The organism is Candidatus Accumulibacter aalborgensis (assembly GCF_900089955.1).
Classification (GTDB): Bacteria; Pseudomonadota; Gammaproteobacteria; order Burkholderiales; family Rhodocyclaceae; genus Accumulibacter; species Accumulibacter aalborgensis.
In genome coordinates this window covers 60,443-82,598 of sequence record NZ_FLQX01000133.1, presented here as the reverse complement: position 1 = coordinate 82,598, position 22,156 = coordinate 60,443, and the positions used below count along the sequence as shown (strand labels likewise).

Genomic DNA, 22,156 nt, shown 5'->3' with positions numbered 1-22,156 from the left:
TTCGTCGACACCTCGCCGGTCTTTCCCGGCGGTCGCTCAAGGAGTAATCACCCCATGAAGCTTCGCACGATTTTTCTGCTGCTCATTCTCGGCGCCATCGCCGCTTTTTCAGCACTCAACTGGAGCGCTTTCCTCGCGCCGACGACGCTCTCGCTCGGACTGGCGGACGTGCAGGCGCCGCTCGGAGTGGTCATGCTTGGGGTGGTTGCCTTCATCACCGCCTTTTTCCTGATTTTCGTGGTCTACATGCAGGCCTCTGCGCTCTTTGACTCTCGCCGTAATGCACAGGAGTTGCAGCTCAACCGCGAGCTGGCAGACAAAGCGGAAGCATCACGCTTCACCGAGCTGCGCAGCTTTCTTGAGGTGGAACTGCAAAAACTGGCTGGCCGAAGTGCTGGATCGTCAGTACCCGCTGATCCGACCATCCTGGCCAGACTCGATCGGCTCGAAAAGGAACTGCTGACCGCAATCGAGCAGTCAGGGAACAGCCTGGCCGCCTCTATGGGCGAAATCGAGGACCGACTGGAAAGGAACGGCAGTAGTCTGCCACCGGGCCAGCCGAGCGCGTATTGAGCGGCTTGCCTTTGCCTCTGCGCCCAGTAAAATCCGCCAGCCATCACCGGAATTTCAGCCATGGCCGATCGCCTGATCACACCCTCCGACGCGGCCGCGATTCTCGCTGAGGCCCTGCCGTACATCAAACGCTTTCACGGCAAGACCATCGTCGTCAAGTATGGTGGCAACGCGATGACCGACGACAAGCTCAAACAGTGCTTCGCGCGTGACGTCGTACTCCTCAAACTGGTCGGAATGAACGTGGTCGTCGTCCATGGCGGAGGTCCGCAGATCGAAAACCTGCTTGGCCGGGTAGGCAAGAAGGGGAAGTTCATCCAGGGAATGCGGGTCACCGATGACGAGACAATGGAAATCGTCGAGATGGTGCTTGGCGGTCAGGTCAACAAGGACGTGGTCAACCTGATCAATCAGGCCGGTGGCAAGGCGGTCGGTCTGACGGGCAAGGACGGCAGTTTCATTCGCGCCAAAAAGTTGCTGCTGGCCAGCCTGGCCAATACCGAGGACCTCATCGACGTTGGCCAGGTTGGCGACATCACCCAGATCGACCCTTCGTTGATCGGCCACCTGGAATCCGGCGGTTTCATCCCCGTGGTAGCGCCGATCGGGGTCGGCAAGGGCGGCGAAACCTACAACATCAATGCGGACGTGGTGGCCGGCAAGATTGCCGAAATTCTCAAGGCCGAAAAACTGGTTCTGCTTACCAACACCCCCGGAGTTCTCGACGAGAGTGGCAGCTTGATTACCGGCATGACGCCGAAGCAGATCGACGATATGGTCACTGATGGCACGTTGTCCGGCGGTATGCTGCCGAAGATCAGCGCGGCGCTCGACGCAGCGCGTAACGGCGTCAAGAGTGTGCACATCATTGACGGTCGTGTCGAGCATGCCCTGTTGCTGGAAATTCTGACCGACCACGGGGTCGGCACGATGATCAAGTCGCATTGAGCGGGAGGCCGTGCTGAAAGCCGCTTCGCCGGTCTGGCTTTTTGACCTCGACAACACACTGCACAACGCCAGTCGGCACATCTTCCCGCATCTCCACCGTTCGATGGTGACGTACATCCGTGACCACCTGAATGTCGATGAACATGATGCGACACGCCTTCGAGAGGACTACTGGCAGCGCTACGGCGCCACCCTGCTGGGTTTGATGCGGCACCACGGCACCGATCCACATCATTTCCTCCGGCATACGCATCAGTTCCCGGATCTCGAGCGCATGCTGGTCTTCGAGCGTGGCTTGAGAGCCATGCTGCGCCGCTTGCCGGGGCGCAAGATCGTTTTTTCCAATGCGCCGCTGCGGTACAGTGAAGCAGTGCTCGAAATCGGCGGCATTGGCGACTGTTTTGAGGCGATCTATTCGGTTGAGCGTATCCGCTTCCAGCCGAAACCCGCCATTGGCGGCTTCCGTCATCTGTTGTGCAGCGAACGTTTGGCGGGCCATCGCTGCATCATGGTCGAAGACTCGTTGTCCAACCTGCGCACCGCCAAGCGTCTGGGCATGCAAACCGTCTGGCTGAGCCGATCGACGCGCCAGCCGGCCTGCGTTGACATACGACTGCTATCCATTCTCGACCTGCCGCGCCACCTGCGGCGCTTGCGGACTCAGGATCCTTCACCTTCAGGGGGCGCGTGCCCATCCACATGACAGCACCGGGCTCGCCGGAGCAGCAGCTTCGCGAATACAAGGCAATCCTCGACCATTCGGGGATCGCCGTGGTATGCACGCGCCGCCGCCGCGTGTACCGCTGCAACCCGCGCGCCGAGGAACTCTTCGGCTGGGCTGCGGGAACGCTGGTCGGCCAGCCGGATCTCGTTTTTTACCCGAACAACGAGGCTTGCGAAGCCCTGCGCCGAGAAGCTCGTTCCCGCCTGAGCGTTGACCAGAGCGTGAATCTAGAAACCCGGTTGGCGCGCCGCGACGGCGGCACCTTCGTCGCCCATCTCGTCGCGCGTGCGATCGACCCGGATGCGCCGGGCCTGGGAACGGTGTGGATCGTTCGCGACATCACCCAGGAAGTCAGCGCGCGCGAGGCCAACGCCCGCCTGCTCCGCGAACAGCAACTGGTTTTCGAGAATGCGAAAACCGGCATCGTGATCCTGCGTGATCGCGTCATCCAGCGCTGTAATCGGCGTTTCGCCGAGATTCTGGGTTACGCGCCGGAAGAATTGATCGGCAAATCAAACCGTATCTACTACCCGAGTGATGAGGCCTGGCTCGAGACCGGCCGCCGGGCGTACGCCATGATTGCAAAAACCGGAAGCTACGACGGCGACACGGTCTTCCATCGACGCGACGGCACGGCGATCTGGGGCCGCATCACCGGCAGCATGATCAACCCGGCGAATCCCGACGAGGGCTACATCTGGCTCTATGAAGACGTCACCGAGAAGCGCCTGGCGGCCACGGCGATGGACGCTCTGCTGCGCGAACAGACGCTGATCTTCGAGCGGGCACCGATCGGCATCGCTTTTGTCCGTCAGCGAATCATCCAGCGCTGCAATGCGAGCTTCGAGAGGATCTTCGGCTATTTGCCGGGGCAACTGATTGGCCAATCGACGCGCGTCTGCTTTGCCAGCGAAGAAGCCTGGAGCGACAAAGGCGAGCGCGCTCGTCTGCTCATCGACGAGTGCGGGAAGTTCCTTGGCGAGGTGGAGTACCGCAAGGCCGATGGCAGCCTCCTCTGGTGCCGGGTGACCGGCAGTCTGGCCAACCCGGAAAACCCGGAGGAAGGCCATGTCTGGTTGTTCGAAGACGTCACCGCTCGCCGAGCGGCCGAAGAAGCTTTGCGGCAAAGTCATGTCGAACTCGAGCAACGCGTTGTCGAACGTACCCAGGAGTTGTCGCAACAGCTTCATTTTCTGCGCCAGTTGATCGAGGCAATTCCTGGTCCGGTTTTCTACAAAGACCGGGACGGCCATTATCTCGGCTGCAATCAGGCTTTTCTCGACTTCACCGGCAAGAAACGTGGCGACATAATCGGCGCCACGGTCTACGATTTTGGCCCACGTGACCTGGCCGATCGTTACAAGGCGGCCGACGACGCGCTCTTCCAGCGATCTGGCTCGCAGGTATACGAAGCCAAGGTCCGGGACGCTGAAGGCGGCTACCGCGATGTCGTCTTCCATAAAGCCACCTATGGCGAGCCTGGAGAGCCCGGCGGCGGTCTGATTGGCGTGATGCTCGACATCACCGAGCGAAGAAAGATGGAAGTGCGTCTGCAGCAGGCAGCGACGGTTTTCGACAGCAGCGCGGAAGGCATCACGATCACCTCGCCGGATGGCAACATCATCGCCGTCAACCGCGCCTTCACCGAGATCACTGGTTACCGTGAGGATGAAGTAATCGGCCGTAATCCGCGCATCCTGCAGTCGGGACGTCAGCAGCCTTCGCTCTACGTCGCGATGTGGCAGGCCCTGCGCAGTCGCGGGCGCTGGCAGGGCGAACTCTGGAACCGGCGCAAGGACGGCCAGGAGTTTGTCGAGTCGCTGACGATCAGCGCGGTCAGCGACGCGGACGGGCGGGTCACGCACTATGTCGGGGTATTCTCCGACACCACCGAACTGCGCAGGGCTCACGACCAGCTTGATCATCAGGCCCACCACGACCCCTTGACTGGCCTGCCCAACCGCCTGCTGCTGACTGACCGTTTGCACAAGGCACTGCAACGTGCCCATCGCGACAGGACCGGACTGGCCGTTCTGTTCATTGATCTCGACCGTTTCAAGAACATCAACGACACCCTTGGCCATCAGGCCGGCGACCGCGTTCTGTGTGAAGTAGCGCTGCGCCTCGAGAGGCTGATGCGCGAATCAGACACCGTCGGGAGGCTCGGTGGCGACGAGTTTCTGATCGTCATCGAGGACATTGTCGATCCCACAGTCGCCTCGATGATTGCCGACAAGATCCTCACCGTCCTGCAGGCTTCTCCGGTCACTGTCGAGCACGAGTTCTTTGTCGGTGCCAGCATCGGAATCAGTGTCTTTCCCCAGGACGGCGAAGACGGCGATACCCTGATGAAGAACGCCGATGTAGCCATGTACCGGGCCAAGGAACGTGGCCGTAATACCTACGAGTTCTTCACCAAGGATCTCACCCAGTCGTCGCTGGAGCGTCTGCAAATGGAGACCGACCTGCGACGAGCGATCGAGCGCGAGGAGTTGAGGGTTTACCTGCAGCCCCAGTTTTCGCTGAGCACGGGCAAGGTGGTCGGGGCGGAGGCTTTGCTGCGCTGGCAGCGCCCGGAGCAGGGTCTGGTTCCGCCGGGGGATTTCATCAAACTGGCCGAGGAATCGGGGCTGATTGTGCCGATCGGCGAATGGGTGCAGCGGACTGCTGGTGGCCAGTGGGCGGCGTGGGTCGCCGCCGGCCTAAATCCGGGCGTGCTGTCGGTGAACGTTTCCGGCGTCGAATTCGCGCGCGGGCGCATCGAGGAAACCGTCCGCAAGACGCTGGAGACCTCTCAGTTGTCGGCGCAGTTCCTTGAACTGGAAATTACCGAAAGCGCCATCATGAGCCATGCCGAGAGCAGTCTGCAGGTTCTGGACAACCTGCGGGCGATGGGCATCCGCCTGGTCATCGACGATTTCGGTACCGGCTACTCGTCGCTGGCCTACCTGAAACGTCTGCCGCTCAACAAGTTGAAGGTCGACCAGAGCTTCGTTCGCGGCCTACCTAGCGACACGGAGGACTGTGCCATTTCCCGCGCGGTCATTGCGCTTGCTCACAGCCTGCAACTCACGGTAATCGCCGAAGGCGTCGAGACCGAGGCACAACGTGACTTCCTGATCCGTGAAGGCTGCGACGAAATGCAGGGTTACCTGCTCAGCAAGCCGATACCCTTCGCCGAGTACGAACGGCGCTTCCTCGGTGGCTGATCTGGCTCTGCCCGCTGCAGCGGCGCCCCGCCTGGCCTTCGTCGACGCCTTGAAGGCGGTGGCTGCACAGTTGATCGTTCTGCATCACCTGGCTTTTTACGGGCCGATGTCTGATCAGGCCCTGCCGCTGCTGCCGTCGCTGATCTCCTGGCTGAGCCAGGACGCGCGCATTGCGGTGCAGGCCTTTCTCGTCATCGGCGGCTTTCTCGCCACGCAGAGCCTTGCTCCCGCCGGCGTTCTGCTGGCAAGCCAACCGCTCGCGCTGGTCCAGAGACGTTACCTCAAACTCGTCACGCCCTACCTCGCCGCCGTCCTGATCGCCATCGCCTGTGCGGCCATTGCTCGTGCCCTGATGGCCCATGACTCGCTTCCCGGCGTGCCAACCGTGCCGCAGATCGTCGCGCACGCACTCTTGCTGCAAAGCATCCTCGGTTACGAGGGTCTGTCGGCCGGCGTCTGGTATATTGCCATCGACTTCCAGTTGTTTGCGCTCCTGCTCGGAATGCTGTGGCTGGCTCGGGGCATCGGTCGCCGCGGCGATCGCACGCACGTCGCGGGTGCCCTGCTGGTTGCGGCGCTGGCGCTGGCGTCGCTCTACCACTTCAATCGTCACGCGGACTGGGATATCTGGGGCGTGTACTTCTTTGGCGCCTACGCGCTTGGCGTGCTGACCTACTGGGCGACCAACCGCAAGCAGGCGACCGGATGGCTGTTGCTGATCGTCGTGCCGGTGGTCATCGCGCTGCTGCTCGACTATCGTTCTCGCATTGCCCTCGCGCTGCTGGTTGCAGTGGCGCTTGGCCTGGCGCGCCGCACTGGTTTGCTGGAGACCTGGCCACGGGCGCGCCTGATCGCCTTCCTTGGGCAGATCTCCTACTCGGTATTCCTGGTTCACTTCCCCGTCTGCCTCGTGATCAGCGGCCTGTTCTCGCGCTTCGCAGCATACGACCCATGGATGAACCTGATCGGCATGATCATCGCCTGGCTGGCGAGCGTCGCAGCCGGCGCGCTGTTCTACCGCTTCGTGGAAAGTCAGTCGCTACGTGGATTCTGGCGCGGCCGCCCGGCTTCCGGTTTCAGGCAGAAGCCTTGAGCCATGCGGCAGCAGTCAGTGCATAGTAGCTCAGGATACCGTCGGCGCCAGCCCGCTTGAAAGCGAGCAGGCTTTCAAGAACGCAAGCCTGCTCGTTCAGCCAGCCGTTCTGTGCGGCTGCCTTGAGCATCGCATACTCGCCACTGACCTGATAGACATAGGTTGGCACCTTGAATTCTTCCTTGACGCGGCGGACGATGTCCAGGTAGGGCATCCCTGGCTTGACCATCACCATGTCGGCACCTTCAGCAAGATCGAAGGCCACCTCATGCAGCGCTTCGTCGCCGTTCGCCGGGTCCATCTGATAGGTGTATTTATTACCCTTGCCGAGCTTGGCAGCCGAATCGACCGCGTCGCGGAAAGGCCCGTAGAAGTTCGAAGCGTACTTGGCCGAGTACGCCAGGATGCGTGTGTGCACCTGCCCGGCGGCGTCAAGCTCACGGCGAATTCGCCCGATGCGACCGTCCATCATGTCGGACGGTGCGACGATGTCGGCACCCGCCTGGGCATGGACCAGCGCCTGCCTGGCGAGGACCTCTAGCGTTTCGTCGTTGAGCACATAGCCGCGCGGATCCTCGGCGTCGATCAGGCCGTCCTGGCCGTGGCTGGTGTAGGGGTCGAGAGCGATGTCGGTGATCACGCCAAGTTCGGGGAACTCGCGCTTCAGTGCGGCGACGACGCGCGGCACCAAGCCGGCAGGGTTGTACGCTTCTGCGGCAGCCGGCGTCCTGTTCGCCGCGTCGATCACGGGGAACAGGGCCAAGGCCGGAATGCCGAGCGATAGCGCCTGCTCGGCTGTTCTCAGCAGGCGGTCGAGGCTCTGCCGCTCGATTCCCGGCATCGAGACGATCGGTTCGGCGCGCCTGACGCCTTCCAGGACGAACACCGGGTAGATCAAGTCATCGGCGGTCAGTCGCGATTCACGCATCAGGCGCCGGGAGAAGTCATCGCGGCGCATGCGACGCATGCGCGTGGCGGGAAAGCGTGCGGAGTAGTCCATAGAATTCGCTGCGATCAGATAGACACAATTGATGGGGAAAATCGACTTTTGCGGGGAACTGGCGGAGCCGCCCGCGACTCCTATTTAGCAGATGGCCACGCCATCTCCCGCTTCACCTCCCTGAGCGGGCGCCTTATGCATATAAGGCATGTATTACCCCCGGCCCCCCCTTTTGCCGGGGGTTTTTTTTGTTCATTGCCTGCCGCGGCTGCCCGCGCTGCGAGCGCCCCAACCCATGGCACTGCGCTGCTTAGGGCGCGCTTTTCTTTCGCTCGACAAGCCGGTTGGTGGCAGCGTCTCGTCCCTGGTCGTCAAGCCAAGCCAAGCGGCAAGAACTGCCTCGGCTGCCGGGACGCCCGACTTCTGCAGACTCGAAAAAAGTTGCACCGTGCACTGGCCACCCATGTCTTTCACTGCTGCCTGGACCGCACGCAAAGCGAGCACCTGCTGCTGGCGAGTCAGCTTGTCGGCCTTGGATAACAGGACATGAACAGGTTTGCCGGTCGGTGCAAACCAGCCGAGCATTTGCAGATCGAGTTCGGTCAGAGGATGGCGGCTGTCCATGATCAGAACCAGACCGCTCAGGGCCGCACGGTGCTGTAGATAGGGTGCCAGTAGCGCTTCCCATTGCGACCGGATTTCCTCCGGTGCCTTGGCGAAGCCGTAGCCGGGCAGGTCGACCAAATATTTGCCCGGTTCGAGGCGGAAATAGTTGAGGTGCTGGGTTCGTCCCGGCGTCTTGGAGACAAAAGCCAGCCGCGAGTGATTGGCCAGGGTATTGATTGCCGAGGACTTCCCGGCGTTCGAGCGTCCGGCAAAGGCGACTTCACATTGAGAATCGGTGGGCAGGTCACGCAAGTCGGCGACCGTCTTGTCAAAAGCGGCATTCTGGAAAAGGGGCATCAAGGAACCCGCGAGTAGGTGGAGACGCTGGCGACGCGCGTCGGGACGGCAAACTGATATAGAATAGCAGGTTTGTAACTCCGCTTCTCGGGCCTAAGATTTGTCAATGTTGTCAATGGGAGTCTGGACATGATTCGTACAACGGTACTTGCGGTTCTCCTGGCCGCCAGTTTCCCCGCCTTCGCCACAGAACAGGCCAAGCCTGACCTCTCAAAAGCCAAGGAAATCGCCGAGGGCGTGTGTGTCGCCTGTCACGGTGCCGATGGAAACAGCCCGGTGCCAGCCAATCCGATTCTTGCCGGCCAGATTTCCGAGTATCTGTACAAACAGTTGAGCAACTTCAAATCAGTGGACGGAAAGCCGGCCTTGCGCGACAACGCGATCATGAGCGGTATGGTCGCCGCACTGACCGACGAAGACATGAAGAGTCTGTCGGTCTATTTCGCGCAGCAAACACTCAAACCCGCGGTGGCCAAGGAGGAAAAACTCCTGGCCGAAGGCAAGACCCTGTGGCGCATGGGTGACTTCGAAAAGGGGGTCCCGGCCTGCGCCGGCTGTCACGGCCCGGCCGGCGCCGGTCTGCCCGCACAGTATCCGCGGTTGGCCGGACAGTACGCGGAGTATACGGCGAACCAGTTGAAGACCTTCCGGCATCACGAGCGTGCTAATGATTCCGAGAAAGTGATGCGGACCATCGCCGGCAAGCTCTCCGACCACCAGATCGAAGCCGTCGCCGAATATGCTGCCGGATTGCGTTAGGTCAGCGCTGCGGAGCGGATTGGCGCCTCGGCCGCTCGCTTACCGAAGGCACCGCGCTTCGTACCCCTTGGCAAGCAACGCCTGACGCTCTAGTATGGTAGGAACTTCCTGACCAGAAAGAACGATTCATGAAGACACTCAGGCAAATCCTTGCCGGCAAGAGCGGCCCACTGGTGATCGTCTCTCCGGACGACGCTGTTTTTCACGCTTTGCAGGTGATGGCCGATCACAATGTCGGCGCGGTTCTCGTGCTCGACGGCAAGCACCTCGTGGGCATCTTTTCGGAGCGAGATTACGCCCGCAAGGTGATTCTCTACGGCAAGGCGTCGCGCGATACCCCGGTGCGCGAGATCATGACCGACAAGGTGCTCTATGTCACCCCTGACCGGACGGTTGACGAGTGCATGGCGATCATGACCGACAAGCACTTTCGCCATTTGCCGGTAATCGACACCGATGGGCAGGTGGTCGGCGTCGTTTCCATCGGCGATGTGGTCAAGGAAACGATCTGCGCGCAGCAGTTCATCATCGAGCAGATGGAAAAATACATCACCGGCTGAGTCGCCGGGACCGTTCTTGCAGATTCGTCTGTTCTTCGCTCGCCGGCCCTGTATGCACCGCTCGGGGTAGATACGCCTGATGCTGGTTCTCGGAATCGAATCCTCGTGTGACGAAACGGGGGTCGCGCTGTACAGCACCGACGCTGGCGGCGGGCTTCTTGCGCACGCCCTGCACTCACAGGTGCGCATGCACGAGGACTATGGCGGCGTGGTGCCGGAACTCGCTTCCCGCGATCATGTTCGACGCCTCGTACCGCTGCTTCGCCAGGTGCTGGCCGACAGCGGCTGCTCGCTGGCCGAGATTGGTGCCGTTGCCTACACGCAGGGTCCGGGACTGGCAGGGGCGCTCCTGGTTGGCGCGGCATTTGCCGAAGCGCTGGCGGCCTCACTGGGGGTGCCAACCTTGCCGGTTCATCACCTCGAAGGTCACCTGCTGTCACCGCTACTCTCGCGCAACCCGCCACGCTTCCCCTTTGTCGCCTTGCTCGTCTCGGGTGGCCATAGCCAGCTGATGCGCGTGGTCGGCGTCGGCGAATACGAGTTGATGGGCGAAACGCTCGATGACGCGGCCGGTGAAGCTTTCGACAAGACCGCCAAACTGCTCGGTCTTGGCTACCCCGGCGGCCCCGCGCTAGCAACGCTGGCCGAACGTGGTCGACGCGACGAAGTGAGGCTGCCACGCCCGATGTTGAAGTCCGGCGATCTGAATTTCAGCTTCAGTGGTCTAAAGACGGCCGTGGTCACCAGGGTCCGCGAGTTGGGGGCAGTCAGCGACCAGCAGCGGGCAGACATTGCGCGCGGATTCCAGGACGCCATTGTCGAAGTGCTGGTCAGCAAGGCGCTACGCGCTGTATCAGAGAGCGGTCTGCAGCAATTGGTGGTGGCGGGTGGCGTCGGCGCCAACCGCGAGCTGCGCCGCCAGCTTGATGCTCATTCTGCGACGGCAAGGATTGCCGTTTTCTACCCCGAGCTTGAATTCTGTACTGACAACGGCGCCATGATCGCGCTGGCCGGAGCCCTGCGGACCCAGGCGGGGGTTCCTGCCAAGCCGGCAGGCGCTTTCGCCGTGCGCCCGCGCTGGCCGCTGACCGACACCTAGCGTCGCTGTCGATCGGCCGGCAGTGAGTTTCGCGCCACTAGGACTTCCGCGGGCCGATCTTTGGCTCTGTGCCGGCCATCAGGCGCTGCAGGTTTTGCCAGTGCTTGCCAATCAGCGCCATCGAAAGGATACCGACGACGGCCACCAGGCCATTGTTTCCCCACAACAGAAAGGCGTAGATAGGTGCCGCAGCAGCCGCCACCAATGCCGCCAGTGACGAATAGCGCAGCGTGAAGGCGATGAATAGCCAGGTGCATAAGGTCGCCAGACCCAGCCAGGGGTCGATAGCCAGCAATACGCCAGCAGCAGTGGCCACCCCTTTCCCCCCCTTGAACTTGAGAAAGACGGGGAACAAGTGGCCGAAAAAAACCGCCAACGCTACCAGCCCCACCGTGTAGCCAGTCAAGCCGTATTCCGCGGAGTACCTGCTGGCCAGAAAAACGGCCAGCCACCCTTTGGCCGCATCACCGATCAAGGTCAGGATCGCCGCACCCTTGTGGCCGCTGCGTAACACATTGGTGGCGCCAGGGTTCCCCGAACCGTAGCTACGTGGATCGGCAAGCCCGCAAAGGCGACTGGCTACCAGCGCGAAGGAAATGGAGCCGAGCAAATACGCAGCAAGGATCACTGCGAGGGTGATCAAGAACGGAGGCATCGGGTGTGGTTGGGATAGTCGGTGGTGCTCTGGGTTAGAATGCGCAAACTGTCGTCGCCAGGAGCCTCGCGCCCGGCAGCCCATTTTACACCGACATGGCACACAGCCGTATGGACATCATCTTCATCGAAGACCTTCGCGCATCGACGCTGATCGGCATCTACCCGCGCGAAAAGGCGATGCCGCAGACGGTCGAAATTTCGCTGCAAATCGGCACCTCAACCGCCAGCGCCGGAGCGAGCGACGACATCCGCGACACTATCGATTACTCGGTCGTCGTCGACCGCCTGCGCGCCGAGCTTGGCGCCCGGCACTTCAATCTCCTCGAAAGGCTCGCCGAATACGTGGCGACCTTGCTGCTTGAGGACTTTGGTGCCACCTGGGTGCGCGTCTCGATCGCCAAGCTCGGCATGATGCGCGGCGTGCAACGCGTGGGTGTTGTCATTGAACGTGGTGCACCCGCCTGATGCCTTGATCCCTCGGGCCCTCGATCACTGTCGACGAGACTGACCGTCGGGGATGGCAGGTGGGTGGCGCAAGAGGACCGCCAGTCAGGTCTCAGAGGCCATGGGGAAGCGGCTCAGCCGCTCCTTCAGCAGCATGGATGGCAATGACGATCACGGAGATGTTGTCGCTGCCACCACGGTCGCGTGCCAGCTCGATCATCTGGCGACACGCACGCTCGGCGTCCAGGGATGCCGCTATTCCGGCAATCTCCTGGGGTTCGACAGTGTCCCACAGACCGTCGGAACAGAGCACGAAGCGGTCGCCGATCCGCAGCGGGTCGCAACGCTGGGTCACGATCGACAGTTTTGCTTGTGTGCCGAGAGAGCGCAGGAGGACGTTGCGGGCCGGGTGGTGGCGCGCCTGTTCACTGGCAATCAGCCGTTTTCTCACCATGTCGGCGACCAAGCTGTCATCCTCAGTCAGTTGCGTGCTCTGGCCGGCAAAGCAACGATATAAACGGCTGTCGCCGACATGCGCGAACAGAACGCCCTCGCCCACCAGAACCATGGCGGTCACCGTCGTTCCCATTCCATCAAGCTCACTGTCCGCCTCGGCGGCCTGAAATATCGCGCTATTTGCCGCGCGCAGGGCCAGAGCCAGACCCTGCCCAGGGTCATCGCCCGGCGTGGCAAAATAGTGGCGACAGATCGTGTCCACGGCCATCGCGCTCGCTACTTCACCCCCGTTGTGCCCACCCATGCCGTCCGCCACCACCGCCAACACTCCGAGGCGCCGGCGGACCTCGGGCGCTTTCGGCGAAACGAAGGCCAGCGAGTCCTGGTTCGAACTGCGCACGCAACCGATGTCACTCGCCGTGAAGGCGTCAAGTGCGTAGCCCAGGGGCTGCGCACTCATCGATCGCCCAGACGAAGCCTTACGACCGAAGGGACCAGGCCGGAAACCCGTAATCGCTCCCGCCAACCGTGAACTCCACTTGCCCATCGTCATGTTCCTCGCGCTTGAGCGTCAACCCGGCTCGCGTGCCCACTTGAGACTGCTTCCGGACGCCCCTCGCCATTGTGCCAGTCCGCCAGAGTTATACGTGCATTGCGCGGTAAATTTCGATCGTCGCGAGACTACGTGCGACCCCGTCAGTGGTGGCATCAGCCCATACGCCGTCAAGCCAGCGTTCTCTGGACACAATGTGCGGTGATGGCCTTCGCAGTGTCCGCCAGACCCACGAATGTCGACAATTGAGGTAAGCTCGCGAGATCTGTCAGAGTGGAGTAAATATGGCCCTGCTTGTTACTGGCGCTGCCGGCTTCATCGGCAGCAACTTCCTTCTCGATTGGCTGGCTCAATCCGACGAACGGGTCATCAATCTCGATGCACTCACGTATGCCGGCAACCTCGACAACCTCGCCTCGCTCCAGAATGACGCCCGTCACTGCTTTGTCAAGGGCGACATTGGTGACTTTGACCTGCTCTCCAGACTCCTTGCCGACCACCAACCCCGAGCCGTGGTCAATTTTGCCGCCGAATCCCACGTCGACCGCAGTATCCATGGCCCGGAAGCGTTCATCCAGACCAACATCGTCGGCACCTTCCGCCTGTTGGAAGCCGTGCGTGCTTACTGGAGCCACCTGGTCGGCGAAGCGAAGAACTCGTTCCGCTTCCTGCACGTGTCTACCGACGAAGTCTACGGCTCGCTGGCCCAGGGTGAAGCGGCCTTCACCGAGACGACGCGCTATGAACCCAACAGCCCGTACTCTGCCAGCAAGGCTGCCAGCGACCACCTGGTGCGCGCCTACCACCACACTTACGGCCTGCCGGCACTGACCACCAACTGCTCCAACAACTACGGGCCCTACCACTTCCCGGAAAAGCTCATCCCGCTGGTCATCCACAACGCGCTCGCCGGCAAGCCGCTGCCGATCTACGGCGATGGCCAGCAGGTCCGGGACTGGCTCTACGTCACGGACCATTGTTCCGCCATCCGCTGCGTGCTGGAGGCGGGCCGTGTGGGCGAGACCTACAACATTGGCGGCTGGAACGAAAAGCCCAACCTCGAAGTCGTCCACACGCTGTGCGCCATCCTCGACGAACTGAAACCGAGAATCGACGGCCAGCCGTACCTGGCGCAAATCACCTACGTCGCGGACCGTCCCGGTCACGACCGGCGTTACGCCATCGACGCCGGCAAGATCGAACGCGAACTCGGCTGGAAACCCGCCGAGACCTTCGAGAGCGGTATCCGCAAGACCGTGCAGTGGTATCTCGACAACCAGTCGTGGGTGCATAACGTCACCAGCGGTGCCTACAAGAAGTGGGTTGGCCAACAGTACGGAACCTGACGATGAAAATCCTGCTCACCGGAATGCATGGCCAGGTCGGCTTCGAACTCCAGCGGGCCCTGGCTCCCCTGGGAGAGATTATCGCGGTCGACCAGTCGGAATGCGATCTCGCTGACCCTGCCGCAATTCGCCGCCTGCTGGCGGCAGCCCGACCGGACATCGTCGTCAACCCCGCTGCCTACACGGCCGTCGACCGGGCCGAAGCCGAGCCGGAACAGGCGCTCGCCATCAACGGCCGGGCCCCTGGTGTTTTTGGCGAGGAAGCGGCGAAAGTCGGCGCTTTGGTGGTCCACTACTCGACAGACTATGTGTTTGATGGTACCCGGCAAGGCGCTTATACGGAGGACGACCGGCCCAACCCGCAAAGCGTCTATGGCAGAACCAAACTCGCCGGCGAGCAGGCCCTTCAAGACAGCGGCGCCAAGCACCTCATATTCCGTACCAGTTGGGTGTTTGGTGCACACGGTGCAAATTTTGCCAGAACGATGCTGCGCCTTGCCGCCGAACGTGACGCGATCAATGTTGTTGCCGACCAGTTCGGCGCCCCCACGTCGGCCGCGTTGCTCGCCGATGTGACGGCGCAGATCCTCGGCAGGTACGGGCGTGACCGTGACCGTGACCGTGGTTTTCCCTTCGGCCTCTACCACCTGGTTGCCGGAGGTGAGACAAGCTGGCATGAATACGCCCGCACCGTCGTTCGTGCCGCCAATGCCGCTGGCCGGTCACTCAAACTTGCGCCTGAAAACATCCTGCCGATTGCCACCTCGGCTTACCCGCTGCCTGCCCCGCGTCCGGAAAACTCGCGCCTCGATACGAGCTGCCTGAAGACGACTTTCGGCCTGCACCTGCCCGACTGGCGACACGGGCTGGACCATGTCCTGCAACAGATTCTCTAAGCGAGCAACTCATCATGCGCAAAGGCATCATCCTCGCTGGCGGTTCAGGCACCCGCCTGTATCCGGCTACTCTGGTGATCTCGAAACAGCTCTTGCCGATTTTCGATAAGCCGATGATCTACTACCCGCTCACCACGCTCATGCTGGCCGGTATGCGGGACATCCTCATCATTTCAACGCCACAGGACACACCGCGCTTCGAGCAATTGCTCGGCGACGGCAGTCAGTGGGGCATCAGCCTCGACTACGCGGTGCAGCCCAGCCCGGATGGCCTGGCGCAAGCCTTCATCATCGGCGAAGGATTTATCGGTAACGATGATTCTGCGCTGGTCCTGGGCGACAACATCTTCTACGGTCACGAGCTCAACAGGGTGCTGGCCAAAGCGAGCGCCCAGCAGACTGGCGCCACCGTCTTTGCCTACCACGTGCAGGACCCTGAGCGCTACGGCGTGGTTGCTTTCGACGAAACGGGACGCGCCACGAGTCTCGAAGAAAAGCCGCAAGAAGCCAAATCAAACTATGCGGTGACCGGTCTGTATTTCTACGACAACCATGTGGTCGACATTGCCAGGAGCATCAAGCCGTCGGCGCGCGGCGAACTCGAAATCACCGAAGTCAACCGGATATATCTTGAAAAGAACCAACTAAGCGTCGAAATCATGGGCCGCGGCTATGCCTGGCTGGATACCGGTACGCACGAATCGATGCTCGAAGCCAGCCAATTCATCCAGACCATCGAACGTCGCCAGGGTCTCAAGGTCGCCTCACCGGAAGAAATCGCCTGGCGCCAGAAATGGATCGATTCCGCCCAACTGGAAAAAATGGCGCAGGCGCTGGCCAAGAATGGTTACGGACAATATCTGTTGAGTCTTCTGCGGGAGAGGACATTTTGATGGCTGCGACGCCAACCGCGATTCCTGACGTCATGGTCCTCGAGCCCAGGGTATTCGGCGATGATCGAGGCTTCTTTTTCGAAAGCTTCAACGCCCGTTCCTTTGAACAAGCCACCGGCCTCAAGCGGGTTTTCGTGCAGGACAACCACTCAAAATCTACCAGGAATGTCCTCCGAGGCTTGCACTACCAGATTCAGAACCCGCAGGGCAAGCTGGTGCGTGTGCTCCAGGGAGAGGTCTTCGATGTGGCGGTCGACCTGCGAAAAAGCTCAAAAACCTTTGCTCAATGGGTGGGTGTTCATCTGAGCTCAGAAAACAGGAAGCAACTCTGGGTGCCGGAAGGCTTTGCCCATGGCTTTGTGGTGCTCAGCGAAACAGCGGAATTCCTTTACAAGACCACCGACTATTACGCTCCCGATTACGAGCGCAGCTTGCTGTGGTGCGACCCTGCTGTGGGAATCGAGTGGCCGATAGACGGTGAGCCGAAGCTTGCTGCCAAGGACGAGGCAGCCCTTACCTTGAAGCAAGCCGAGTTGTTTGCGTGATCGACGGTCCCTGTTCGAGGCCGGACCGAAGACCTTGCGGGGTCCACGCCAAGCTTGCCTCGCAAACCCTCCTTCGCCACACGCATTCAGCCGAGCAGGCTGGCAGCAATGTTGACCGTCAGAGCCAGCAGAGTGGTGTTGAAGGCGAAGGCGATTATCCCCTGCGCCATCGCCAGGCGGCGCATCCGCGAGCTGGCGATGGCGATATCTGCGGTTTGGGAAGTCATGCCGACGACCATGGCAAAGTAAAGGAAGTCCATATAGACTGGGGCGTCCTTACCGGGAAACTTGAGGGGGCTATTGCCGTGTTTGGCGAGGGAAATGTAATAGGCGTGCGCGTAGTGGAGGGCAAACGAGGTATGCACAAGCATCCAGGATGCCACGAAGGTCACCGCGACCAAAGCCAGGCGCAGGCTTTGCCGACTTGGCGTGAGAGTTTTCAGCCCGGAAAGTTCAAGGACGATGGCAGCAATACTGGCCACCGCAGCGGCCACAGTCAGGAAGAGAACGACCGCAGCACCGTCATCCTGCATGCGCGCACGCCGCGTCATGTGGTCCAGGGACGCGCGGGCCATAATCACCCAAGCGAGTATCAGATATAGAAGCGCACCGACGTCCCAGGTGACCAGGGCTCGGGTCGAGGAGGTGAACTCCGCCGGCAGCGCGAAGAAAGTGAGCACGGCCACGGCACAGGCAGCAAGGAGCCGCGGTCGCGCGCGTACCTGGTGCCGCAGTGTGCTGATCCGGGAAGGCGCAGGATTCACCGGAATTGCCTGCGGTAACGAAAGGCTGCTTCGAACAGGCTGCCGGCTTCGCCGCTAGCGGGATTGGCGTCGATCAGCCGCTCGAGCCATACCGAGGTGTCATGCTGCGGCCACTTGTCGGCGAGCTGGTGGCGCATGGCGCTGATGCGATGGGCCAGGTCAAGCCATTGGTCGGGAACGGTCTGCTTCAAGTAGAGAAGCGAGCTGATATCCGCCAAGGCTTCGCCCCAGGTTTCCACGACGCCGCTCTTGACCACCGAGGAATAGCCCTGGATAGTCATGTTGTCTTGCTGGTACACCGGCGGCAGAACCTTGTCGAAATCCTCGCGCACATAGGCTTCGCGCTGCTCGATGCAATGCGTAACCTCGTGCACACACATCGCACGCAGTAGCAGCGGCATGTCGCTTTCGGCGATGTCGGCGAAAAACTGCGTCAGGCCGTCTTCCGGCTGCGTGTTGAAGAACACAACGCAGGAATTGGTGTCGAGGTTGAGACCTGCCGAGAGCAGGGGACGAGTCAGGCCATTTTTCTGCGCATCCAGCACCTCCAACGACATTCCCTCCCAGCGAACCAGTCCGTCGATGTCGTTCAACGCCTGACGGAACTGCTCTTCCGTCGGATAGCCAGCCGATTGCACGGGTACCGCCCAGAGCAACGCCAACGCCGCGATGGCGAACACCTTGCTCCATTTCCCCGCCATGATATCACCTCGCTTCCTCGTGCATGTCGCCCGCTTGGCTGCCATACAGACTGTATCGGCAGCCAAGCGGGAAGCTTGAGGAAGGTGCCTGGCCTCAATGGATCTCCGTTGTATCGACGTTAACGCTGGCGCGTGCCTGCCTGGTGTCGCGGGAGGCGAGGAGTAGCCGGGTCAGCGAGTCACGCCGAGCTTCCGCGCCGAGCGTCGCCAGGCTGGCGACGCTCTGGTAAAACAGCGCTAAGTCGTGATTATGCTGCGCCAGCAGAACCTCGAAGGCCGGCACCAGCTCACTGTAGAGAGCGAGTGATACCAGCTTGGCGTTATTCAAATCCTCGCCAAAGAACCGGTCGTAGCCGGCATAGCCGCCCCAACTTGTCTTCAGATCGGCGTAATCGCGCCGCAACGCGGCGAGCAGCGCGAGCTTGCCGTCGTGCCGGTGATCGCTGGCAGGAGGCGTTTCATAGAGATCCTGAAATTTCTTGCGGTAATCGCGCATCAGCCCGGCAAAGGCCACTCTGCGTACCTGCTGCGCCTCGAAAGCATTCAGTTGCTCTGGAGTGGCATGAATCGCCAGCCAGCGCCGCAGTCCTTCGTTCTCCACCGTTGTGGCGAAGGACTCGTTGAAGGGCGAATCGTCCGGCACAAAAACGACCTGGTGTGCCAGTTCATGAAACACGGTCCGCGCGACTTCCTGGGTACCCAGGCGCAGGAAGGTGTTCAGCACCGGGTCGTCGAAGTAGCCCAGCGTCGAGTAGGCGGGCACACCGCCGACAAAAGTGTCGTAACCGTCCTCGCGCAGCTCCGCTGCCAGGCGTTCGGCGGCCTGCCGGTCGTAGTAGCCGCGGTAGTTCACGCAGCCCACCATCAGCAGGCACCAACGCTTTGATTGCAGGGAAAATTCAGGCGCCGCGAAGACATTCCACAGCACGTAGGGGCGCCCGACGTCGGCGTAGGCACGATAGCTGTTGTTGTCAGGCAGGCCCAATGCGCGGCTGGCGAACTCGCGTACGGACTGCACCTCCTCAAGCTTCTTCCTGAGTGTTGGGTCGCTGGCAGGATCGCCAACGATGTCGTTGATTGGCAGGGCTGCGCGCATCACATCGAGGTGTCCGTTGATCGCCTGCGCGTAGTAACCGAAGTTGCTGCAGCCGGCGACCCAGAGGGCCAGCGCGAGCGGCAAGAAGCAATTTCTAGTCTTGTCGATCATGTTGAAAACGACCTGTCTGCAAGAACGACGCGATCTGCGCGGCACAGCGCCGCGAGGCGAGCATCTCCGAGTGCGCTATGGGCAGCTCGATGGAGTCGGCGGCGCCGGCCAGTCGCGTTTCCGCCAGCGCTACCACGCCGTCGTTGGGCTGGGGCAAGCCGGGAACGAGACGGCCCAGGCCGACGCTGCGCGTACCGGCCAGTACACCCACTTCTACGGCAGATCCGGCCCCAACTGTAGCGTCGGACGCGCGAGACAACCACTCCATGATAGAGCGGCCAAGAAGCGCGGGCATTCCCGCCAGCCCCGCCAGTCGTCGCGCGCAGTGGCTGTCGAGGCAGGGTGTGCCAAGCAGTACCACCCGGCGCAGGCGAGGATCCGGCATTTGCCGCAACATGTCCAGAATGACGAGTCCGCCGAGACTGTGGCCGACCAGATGGATTTCGGTCGCGTCCGTCGTCGCAACAAAGTGCTGCAGCCCCTGCACGTTCTGCGACAGCTTCAGGCGTACGCTGGGATAGCCGAAGCGCAGTGGACGGTAGCCATGTTGCTGCAGCCAACGGTCTTGCAGGGCAAACACAGCGGCCGGCGTCCACAGGCCGTGCACCAGGATGACGGTGGCCGCTGTGTGGCTCGGCAGAGATCGCCTGTCAGGGTTCACGCGTCGTTCCTGCGTAGCGGCGGATAGCCTCGCGATGAGCCGGCATTGATGATGGTAAGATAAAGCGCCGCACAAGGTGCTGCGGCGGAGTGGCGGAGCGTCCAATGGTATTTCGCCGGCAGGAAAAACGAAAGAGGCGACAGGAAGTCGATGGCCGAACAACAGGCAGAGAAAGCTTCGATACAGGTCATCGAGCGCATGATGTCGCTGCTCGAAGTACTGGCCACCATGCCGGAACCCGTGAGTCTCAAGATTCTCGCCAAGAGCAGCGGACTGCACCCGTCAACCGCGCACCGCATCCTCGCGGCGATGAGCAACGCCGCGATCGTCGAGCGGCACGAAGCTGGAACATACGCGCTAGGCATCCGCCTGCTCGAATTGGGCAATATCGTCAAGTCGCGGATCAGCATTCGCCAGGTGGCTAGGCCGTACATGCAGCAGTTGCACGAAGCGGTCGGCGAGGCCGTCAATCTCGGCATTCGCCGCGATGACGAGATCATTTACATCGAGCGCACTTCGAGTGGCCGCTCGCTGGTGCGTGTGGTCTACCTGGTCGGTGGCCGGGCACCACTGCATCTGACCTCCGTCGGCAAGCTGTTCCTGGCCGCTGACGGGGCCGCCGAGGTGCGCGCTTATGCCCGACGTACCGGCCTGCCGGGCAAGACGCCGCACTCGCTGACCCATCTCGACGCTCTGGAAAAGGAGCTCGACAAAATTCGCCGGCACGAATTTGCCGATGATAATGAGGAGGCCGAGATCGGCCTGCGCTGCATTGCGGCGCCTATCCGCGACGACGAGGGCCAATTGGTCGCCGGGGTCTCCGTCTCGGCACCCTCCGATCGCCACAACCCGGCCTGGGTGGCGCCGATCAAGGCGGTGGCCAACGCGATATCGGTGGCCCTGGGTTACCGCAAGGCACTGCGAAGATGAGCCCTGCCGGAATCGATCAAGGAACTAACCCGCAGTACCACGACGCGCAAGCATCTGTGCACTGGGGTCAACGAAAAGCGGCCGGTGCGCGTTAGAAGAAGCTTGCCGGGCGCCATGCAGAGCGATGCCTGGTGGTTTGCCAATCCCATCTACCGAGGAGGAACCTAATGCACAAGCTCATTGCCCTGTTGGCCGGTCTGCTGATGATCGCGCTGAATTCCTTTGCGGCGGTCAATGTCAATACCGCCAACGAGAAGGAACTGCAGATGCTCACCGGCATTGGCCCGGCAAAGGCCAAGGCGATCATTGATTATCGGACCAAGAACGGTGGGTTCAAGGCCGTCGACGATTTGACCAAGGTTCCCGGAATTGGTCCGGCAGTCCTGGGCAAGATGAAGAGCGACGTGACGTTGACCGGGCCGACCGCCGCCAAGGCCGGCGAAGCGGCCAAGCAGCCACCTGGCCTGGTAGCTCCCGCTGCATCGCCCGCTACGGTCGCCAAGCCGATGGCTCCGGCAGCCACCCCCGCAGCGGCAAGTGTACCAGCAACGCCAGCCACCCCGGCGCCGGTCAAGCGTGCAGGGGCACCCGCTCCGACAGTTGCGGCAGTTCCCGCAGCCCAGGCTGAGCCCGTCAAGCCGGCGGCGCCTGCCACCCCCGCCGCGGCAAGTGCGCCGGCAGCCAAGACCACATCGGCACCTGTTCCAGCTACGGCAGCTCCAGCGGACAAGAAGGCAAGCAGCAAAGCAAAGCAAGACGCTGAGCAAGATGCAAAGAAACCGGACGCCGGCGCCGCAAAGAAGTAGTCGTATTTCACTTCACCGTCCTTGCCCAGAGACAGACCCCGCCTCGGCGGGGTTTTTCATTGGCCGCGCAGGGCGTCCGCGTCCGGCCGCGCCGCACGACCGGCGGGCAGAGTCAGGAAGCTGCTCGGCCGAAGCGCGGTGATGGCCTGTAGTGCCAGCTCCAGCGAGTCGCGCCGGAGGATCATTTGAGCCTTCCGAAAATACTTACGTGGTAACATCACCTCACCTTTGACCGGATCATTGTCGAGCGTGCCCTTGCGAACTGTCAGTGCTCTCAGCGTTCTCAGTGCCATTGTGCTGCCGGCCCTCCTCGGCGCCTGCACACCGGGTACGCTCACCGGAGGGCCGGGTGCGGGACATCTGCAGGCCGACAGCGTGCTTCGCGCGCAGGGATCAATTCCGCCGCCCGTTCACCAGAGTGTATCGCTG

Annotated in this window: 24 protein-coding genes; 15 read left to right on the top strand and 9 right to left on the bottom strand. The window is 61.7% G+C overall.

Annotated features, from left to right (window positions below; translation table 11 throughout):
* The first annotated feature begins 54 nt into the window (after nucleotides 1-54).
* From ACCAA_RS15565 to ACCAA_RS15545, 5 genes are read left to right on the top strand one after another with little or no spacing between them, the layout of a single operon-like run.
* Nucleotides 55-573, top strand: coding sequence for a LapA family protein (locus ACCAA_RS15565; protein WP_186408162.1), 519 nt, complete (start codon nucleotides 55-57; stop codon nucleotides 571-573).
* Between the two features lie 60 nt (nucleotides 574-633).
* Nucleotides 634-1,521, top strand: a complete 888-nt coding sequence (gene argB / locus ACCAA_RS15560; protein ID WP_186408161.1) for an acetylglutamate kinase — start codon at nucleotides 634-636, stop codon at nucleotides 1,519-1,521.
* Between the two features lie 10 nt (nucleotides 1,522-1,531).
* A complete protein-coding gene (locus ACCAA_RS15555; RefSeq protein WP_245754601.1) occupies nucleotides 1,532-2,224 on the top strand; it encodes a pyrimidine 5'-nucleotidase in 693 nt (230 codons plus the stop codon).
* Complete coding sequence (locus ACCAA_RS22525) at nucleotides 2,221-5,454, top strand: PAS domain S-box protein (protein WP_186408160.1); 3,234 nt, start codon at nucleotides 2,221-2,223, stop codon at nucleotides 5,452-5,454. Before ACCAA_RS15555 ends, ACCAA_RS22525 begins: the two co-directional genes overlap by 4 nt.
* Entirely contained in the window at nucleotides 5,447-6,547 is a 1,101-nt protein-coding gene (locus tag ACCAA_RS15545) for an acyltransferase family protein (protein ID WP_186408159.1), read from the top strand. The genes ACCAA_RS22525 and ACCAA_RS15545 overlap by 8 nt, the downstream gene beginning before the upstream one ends.
* Here ACCAA_RS15545 and hemB read toward each other — a convergent pair.
* Nucleotides 6,531-7,547, bottom strand: coding sequence for a porphobilinogen synthase (hemB, locus tag ACCAA_RS15540; RefSeq protein WP_186408158.1), 1,017 nt, complete (start codon nucleotides 7,545-7,547; stop codon nucleotides 6,531-6,533). The two genes, ACCAA_RS15545 and hemB, sit on opposite strands and share 17 nt — an antisense overlap.
* Before the next feature lie 192 nt (nucleotides 7,548-7,739).
* Nucleotides 7,740-8,450, bottom strand: coding sequence for a ribosome biogenesis GTP-binding protein YihA/YsxC (gene yihA, locus ACCAA_RS15535; RefSeq protein ID WP_186408157.1), 711 nt, complete (start codon nucleotides 8,448-8,450; stop codon nucleotides 7,740-7,742).
* 129 nt (nucleotides 8,451-8,579) lie between these two features.
* On the opposite strand from yihA, the gene ACCAA_RS15530 reads away from it, so the two are divergent.
* From ACCAA_RS15530 to tsaD, 3 genes are all read left to right on the top strand, one after another.
* Complete coding sequence (locus tag ACCAA_RS15530; protein WP_186408156.1) at nucleotides 8,580-9,209, top strand: c-type cytochrome; 630 nt, start codon at nucleotides 8,580-8,582, stop codon at nucleotides 9,207-9,209.
* Between the two features lie 128 nt (nucleotides 9,210-9,337).
* Nucleotides 9,338-9,769, top strand: coding sequence for a CBS domain-containing protein (locus ACCAA_RS15525; protein WP_186408155.1), 432 nt, complete (start codon nucleotides 9,338-9,340; stop codon nucleotides 9,767-9,769).
* Between the two features lie 79 nt (nucleotides 9,770-9,848).
* Nucleotides 9,849-10,868: a tRNA (adenosine(37)-N6)-threonylcarbamoyltransferase complex transferase subunit TsaD gene (gene tsaD, locus ACCAA_RS15520; protein ID WP_186408154.1), complete on the top strand. Its 1,020-nt coding sequence runs from the start codon at nucleotides 9,849-9,851 to the stop codon at nucleotides 10,866-10,868.
* Between the two features lie 37 nt (nucleotides 10,869-10,905).
* Here tsaD and plsY read toward each other — a convergent pair whose 3' ends face one another.
* Complete coding sequence (gene plsY, locus ACCAA_RS15515) at nucleotides 10,906-11,523, bottom strand: glycerol-3-phosphate 1-O-acyltransferase PlsY (RefSeq protein ID WP_186408153.1); 618 nt, start codon at nucleotides 11,521-11,523, stop codon at nucleotides 10,906-10,908.
* Nucleotides 11,524-11,633: 110 nt separating this feature from the next.
* Between plsY and ACCAA_RS15510 the strand changes: the two genes are divergently transcribed.
* Nucleotides 11,634-11,990 (top strand): dihydroneopterin aldolase, encoded by a 357-nt coding sequence (locus ACCAA_RS15510; protein WP_186408152.1) that lies wholly within the window; start codon nucleotides 11,634-11,636, stop codon nucleotides 11,988-11,990.
* A gap of 91 nt (nucleotides 11,991-12,081) precedes the next feature.
* On the opposite strand, the gene ACCAA_RS15505 is transcribed toward ACCAA_RS15510, so the two are convergent.
* Entirely contained in the window at nucleotides 12,082-12,885 is an 804-nt protein-coding gene (locus ACCAA_RS15505) for a Stp1/IreP family PP2C-type Ser/Thr phosphatase (protein WP_186408151.1), read from the bottom strand.
* 377 nt (nucleotides 12,886-13,262) lie between these two features.
* Between ACCAA_RS15505 and rfbB the strand changes: the two genes are divergently transcribed.
* The 4 genes from rfbB to rfbC are packed head-to-tail and all read left to right on the top strand — an operon-like array spanning nucleotide 13,263 to nucleotide 16,658.
* Nucleotides 13,263-14,324 (top strand): dTDP-glucose 4,6-dehydratase, encoded by a 1,062-nt coding sequence (rfbB, locus tag ACCAA_RS15500; protein WP_186408150.1) that lies wholly within the window; start codon nucleotides 13,263-13,265, stop codon nucleotides 14,322-14,324.
* A 2-nt stretch (nucleotides 14,325-14,326) separates the two neighbouring features.
* Nucleotides 14,327-15,220 (top strand): dTDP-4-dehydrorhamnose reductase, encoded by an 894-nt coding sequence (rfbD, locus tag ACCAA_RS15495; protein WP_186408149.1) that lies wholly within the window; start codon nucleotides 14,327-14,329, stop codon nucleotides 15,218-15,220.
* Between the two features lie 11 nt (nucleotides 15,221-15,231).
* On the top strand, nucleotides 15,232-16,113 hold the full coding sequence (gene rfbA / locus ACCAA_RS15490; RefSeq protein ID WP_186408175.1) for a glucose-1-phosphate thymidylyltransferase RfbA: 882 nt from the start codon (nucleotides 15,232-15,234) through the stop codon (nucleotides 16,111-16,113).
* On the top strand, nucleotides 16,113-16,658 hold the full coding sequence (rfbC, locus tag ACCAA_RS15485) for a dTDP-4-dehydrorhamnose 3,5-epimerase (protein ID WP_186408176.1): 546 nt from the start codon (nucleotides 16,113-16,115) through the stop codon (nucleotides 16,656-16,658). The genes rfbA and rfbC overlap by 1 nt, the downstream gene beginning before the upstream one ends.
* 86 nt (nucleotides 16,659-16,744) lie before the next feature.
* Here rfbC and ACCAA_RS15480 read toward each other — a convergent pair whose 3' ends face one another.
* The 4 genes from ACCAA_RS15480 to ACCAA_RS15465 all read right to left on the bottom strand — a co-directional run bounded on the left by ACCAA_RS15480 (nucleotide 16,745) and on the right by ACCAA_RS15465 (nucleotide 19,991).
* Nucleotides 16,745-17,422, bottom strand: a complete 678-nt coding sequence (locus tag ACCAA_RS15480; RefSeq protein WP_186408148.1) for a DUF1345 domain-containing protein — start codon at nucleotides 17,420-17,422, stop codon at nucleotides 16,745-16,747.
* On the bottom strand, nucleotides 17,419-18,123 hold the full coding sequence (locus ACCAA_RS15475) for a hypothetical protein (protein WP_186408147.1): 705 nt from the start codon (nucleotides 18,121-18,123) through the stop codon (nucleotides 17,419-17,421). Before ACCAA_RS15475 ends, ACCAA_RS15480 begins: the two co-directional genes overlap by 4 nt.
* A 94-nt stretch (nucleotides 18,124-18,217) precedes the next feature.
* A complete protein-coding gene (locus ACCAA_RS15470; protein WP_186408146.1) occupies nucleotides 18,218-19,330 on the bottom strand; it encodes an aminopeptidase in 1,113 nt (370 codons plus the stop codon).
* The gene (locus ACCAA_RS15465; RefSeq protein WP_245754600.1) at nucleotides 19,314-19,991 is read right to left on the bottom strand and encodes an alpha/beta hydrolase; all 678 of its coding nucleotides are present in this window, start codon (nucleotides 19,989-19,991) and stop codon (nucleotides 19,314-19,316) included. Before ACCAA_RS15465 ends, ACCAA_RS15470 begins: the two co-directional genes overlap by 17 nt.
* Nucleotides 19,992-20,141: 150 nt before the next feature.
* Here ACCAA_RS15465 and ACCAA_RS15460 point away from each other — a divergent pair, with 150 nt between their 5' ends.
* Both ACCAA_RS15460 and ACCAA_RS15455 read left to right on the top strand, forming a co-directional pair.
* Nucleotides 20,142-20,921: an IclR family transcriptional regulator gene (locus tag ACCAA_RS15460; protein ID WP_186408145.1), complete on the top strand. Its 780-nt coding sequence runs from the start codon at nucleotides 20,142-20,144 to the stop codon at nucleotides 20,919-20,921.
* 167 nt (nucleotides 20,922-21,088) lie between these two features.
* Nucleotides 21,089-21,727: a ComEA family DNA-binding protein gene (locus ACCAA_RS15455; protein WP_186408144.1), complete on the top strand. Its 639-nt coding sequence runs from the start codon at nucleotides 21,089-21,091 to the stop codon at nucleotides 21,725-21,727.
* Nucleotides 21,728-21,783: 56 nt separating this feature from the next.
* On the opposite strand, the gene ACCAA_RS15450 is transcribed toward ACCAA_RS15455, so the two are convergent.
* Nucleotides 21,784-22,020, bottom strand: a complete 237-nt coding sequence (locus ACCAA_RS15450; protein WP_186408178.1) for a hypothetical protein — start codon at nucleotides 22,018-22,020, stop codon at nucleotides 21,784-21,786.
* Nucleotides 22,021-22,156: the final 136 nt, after the last annotated feature.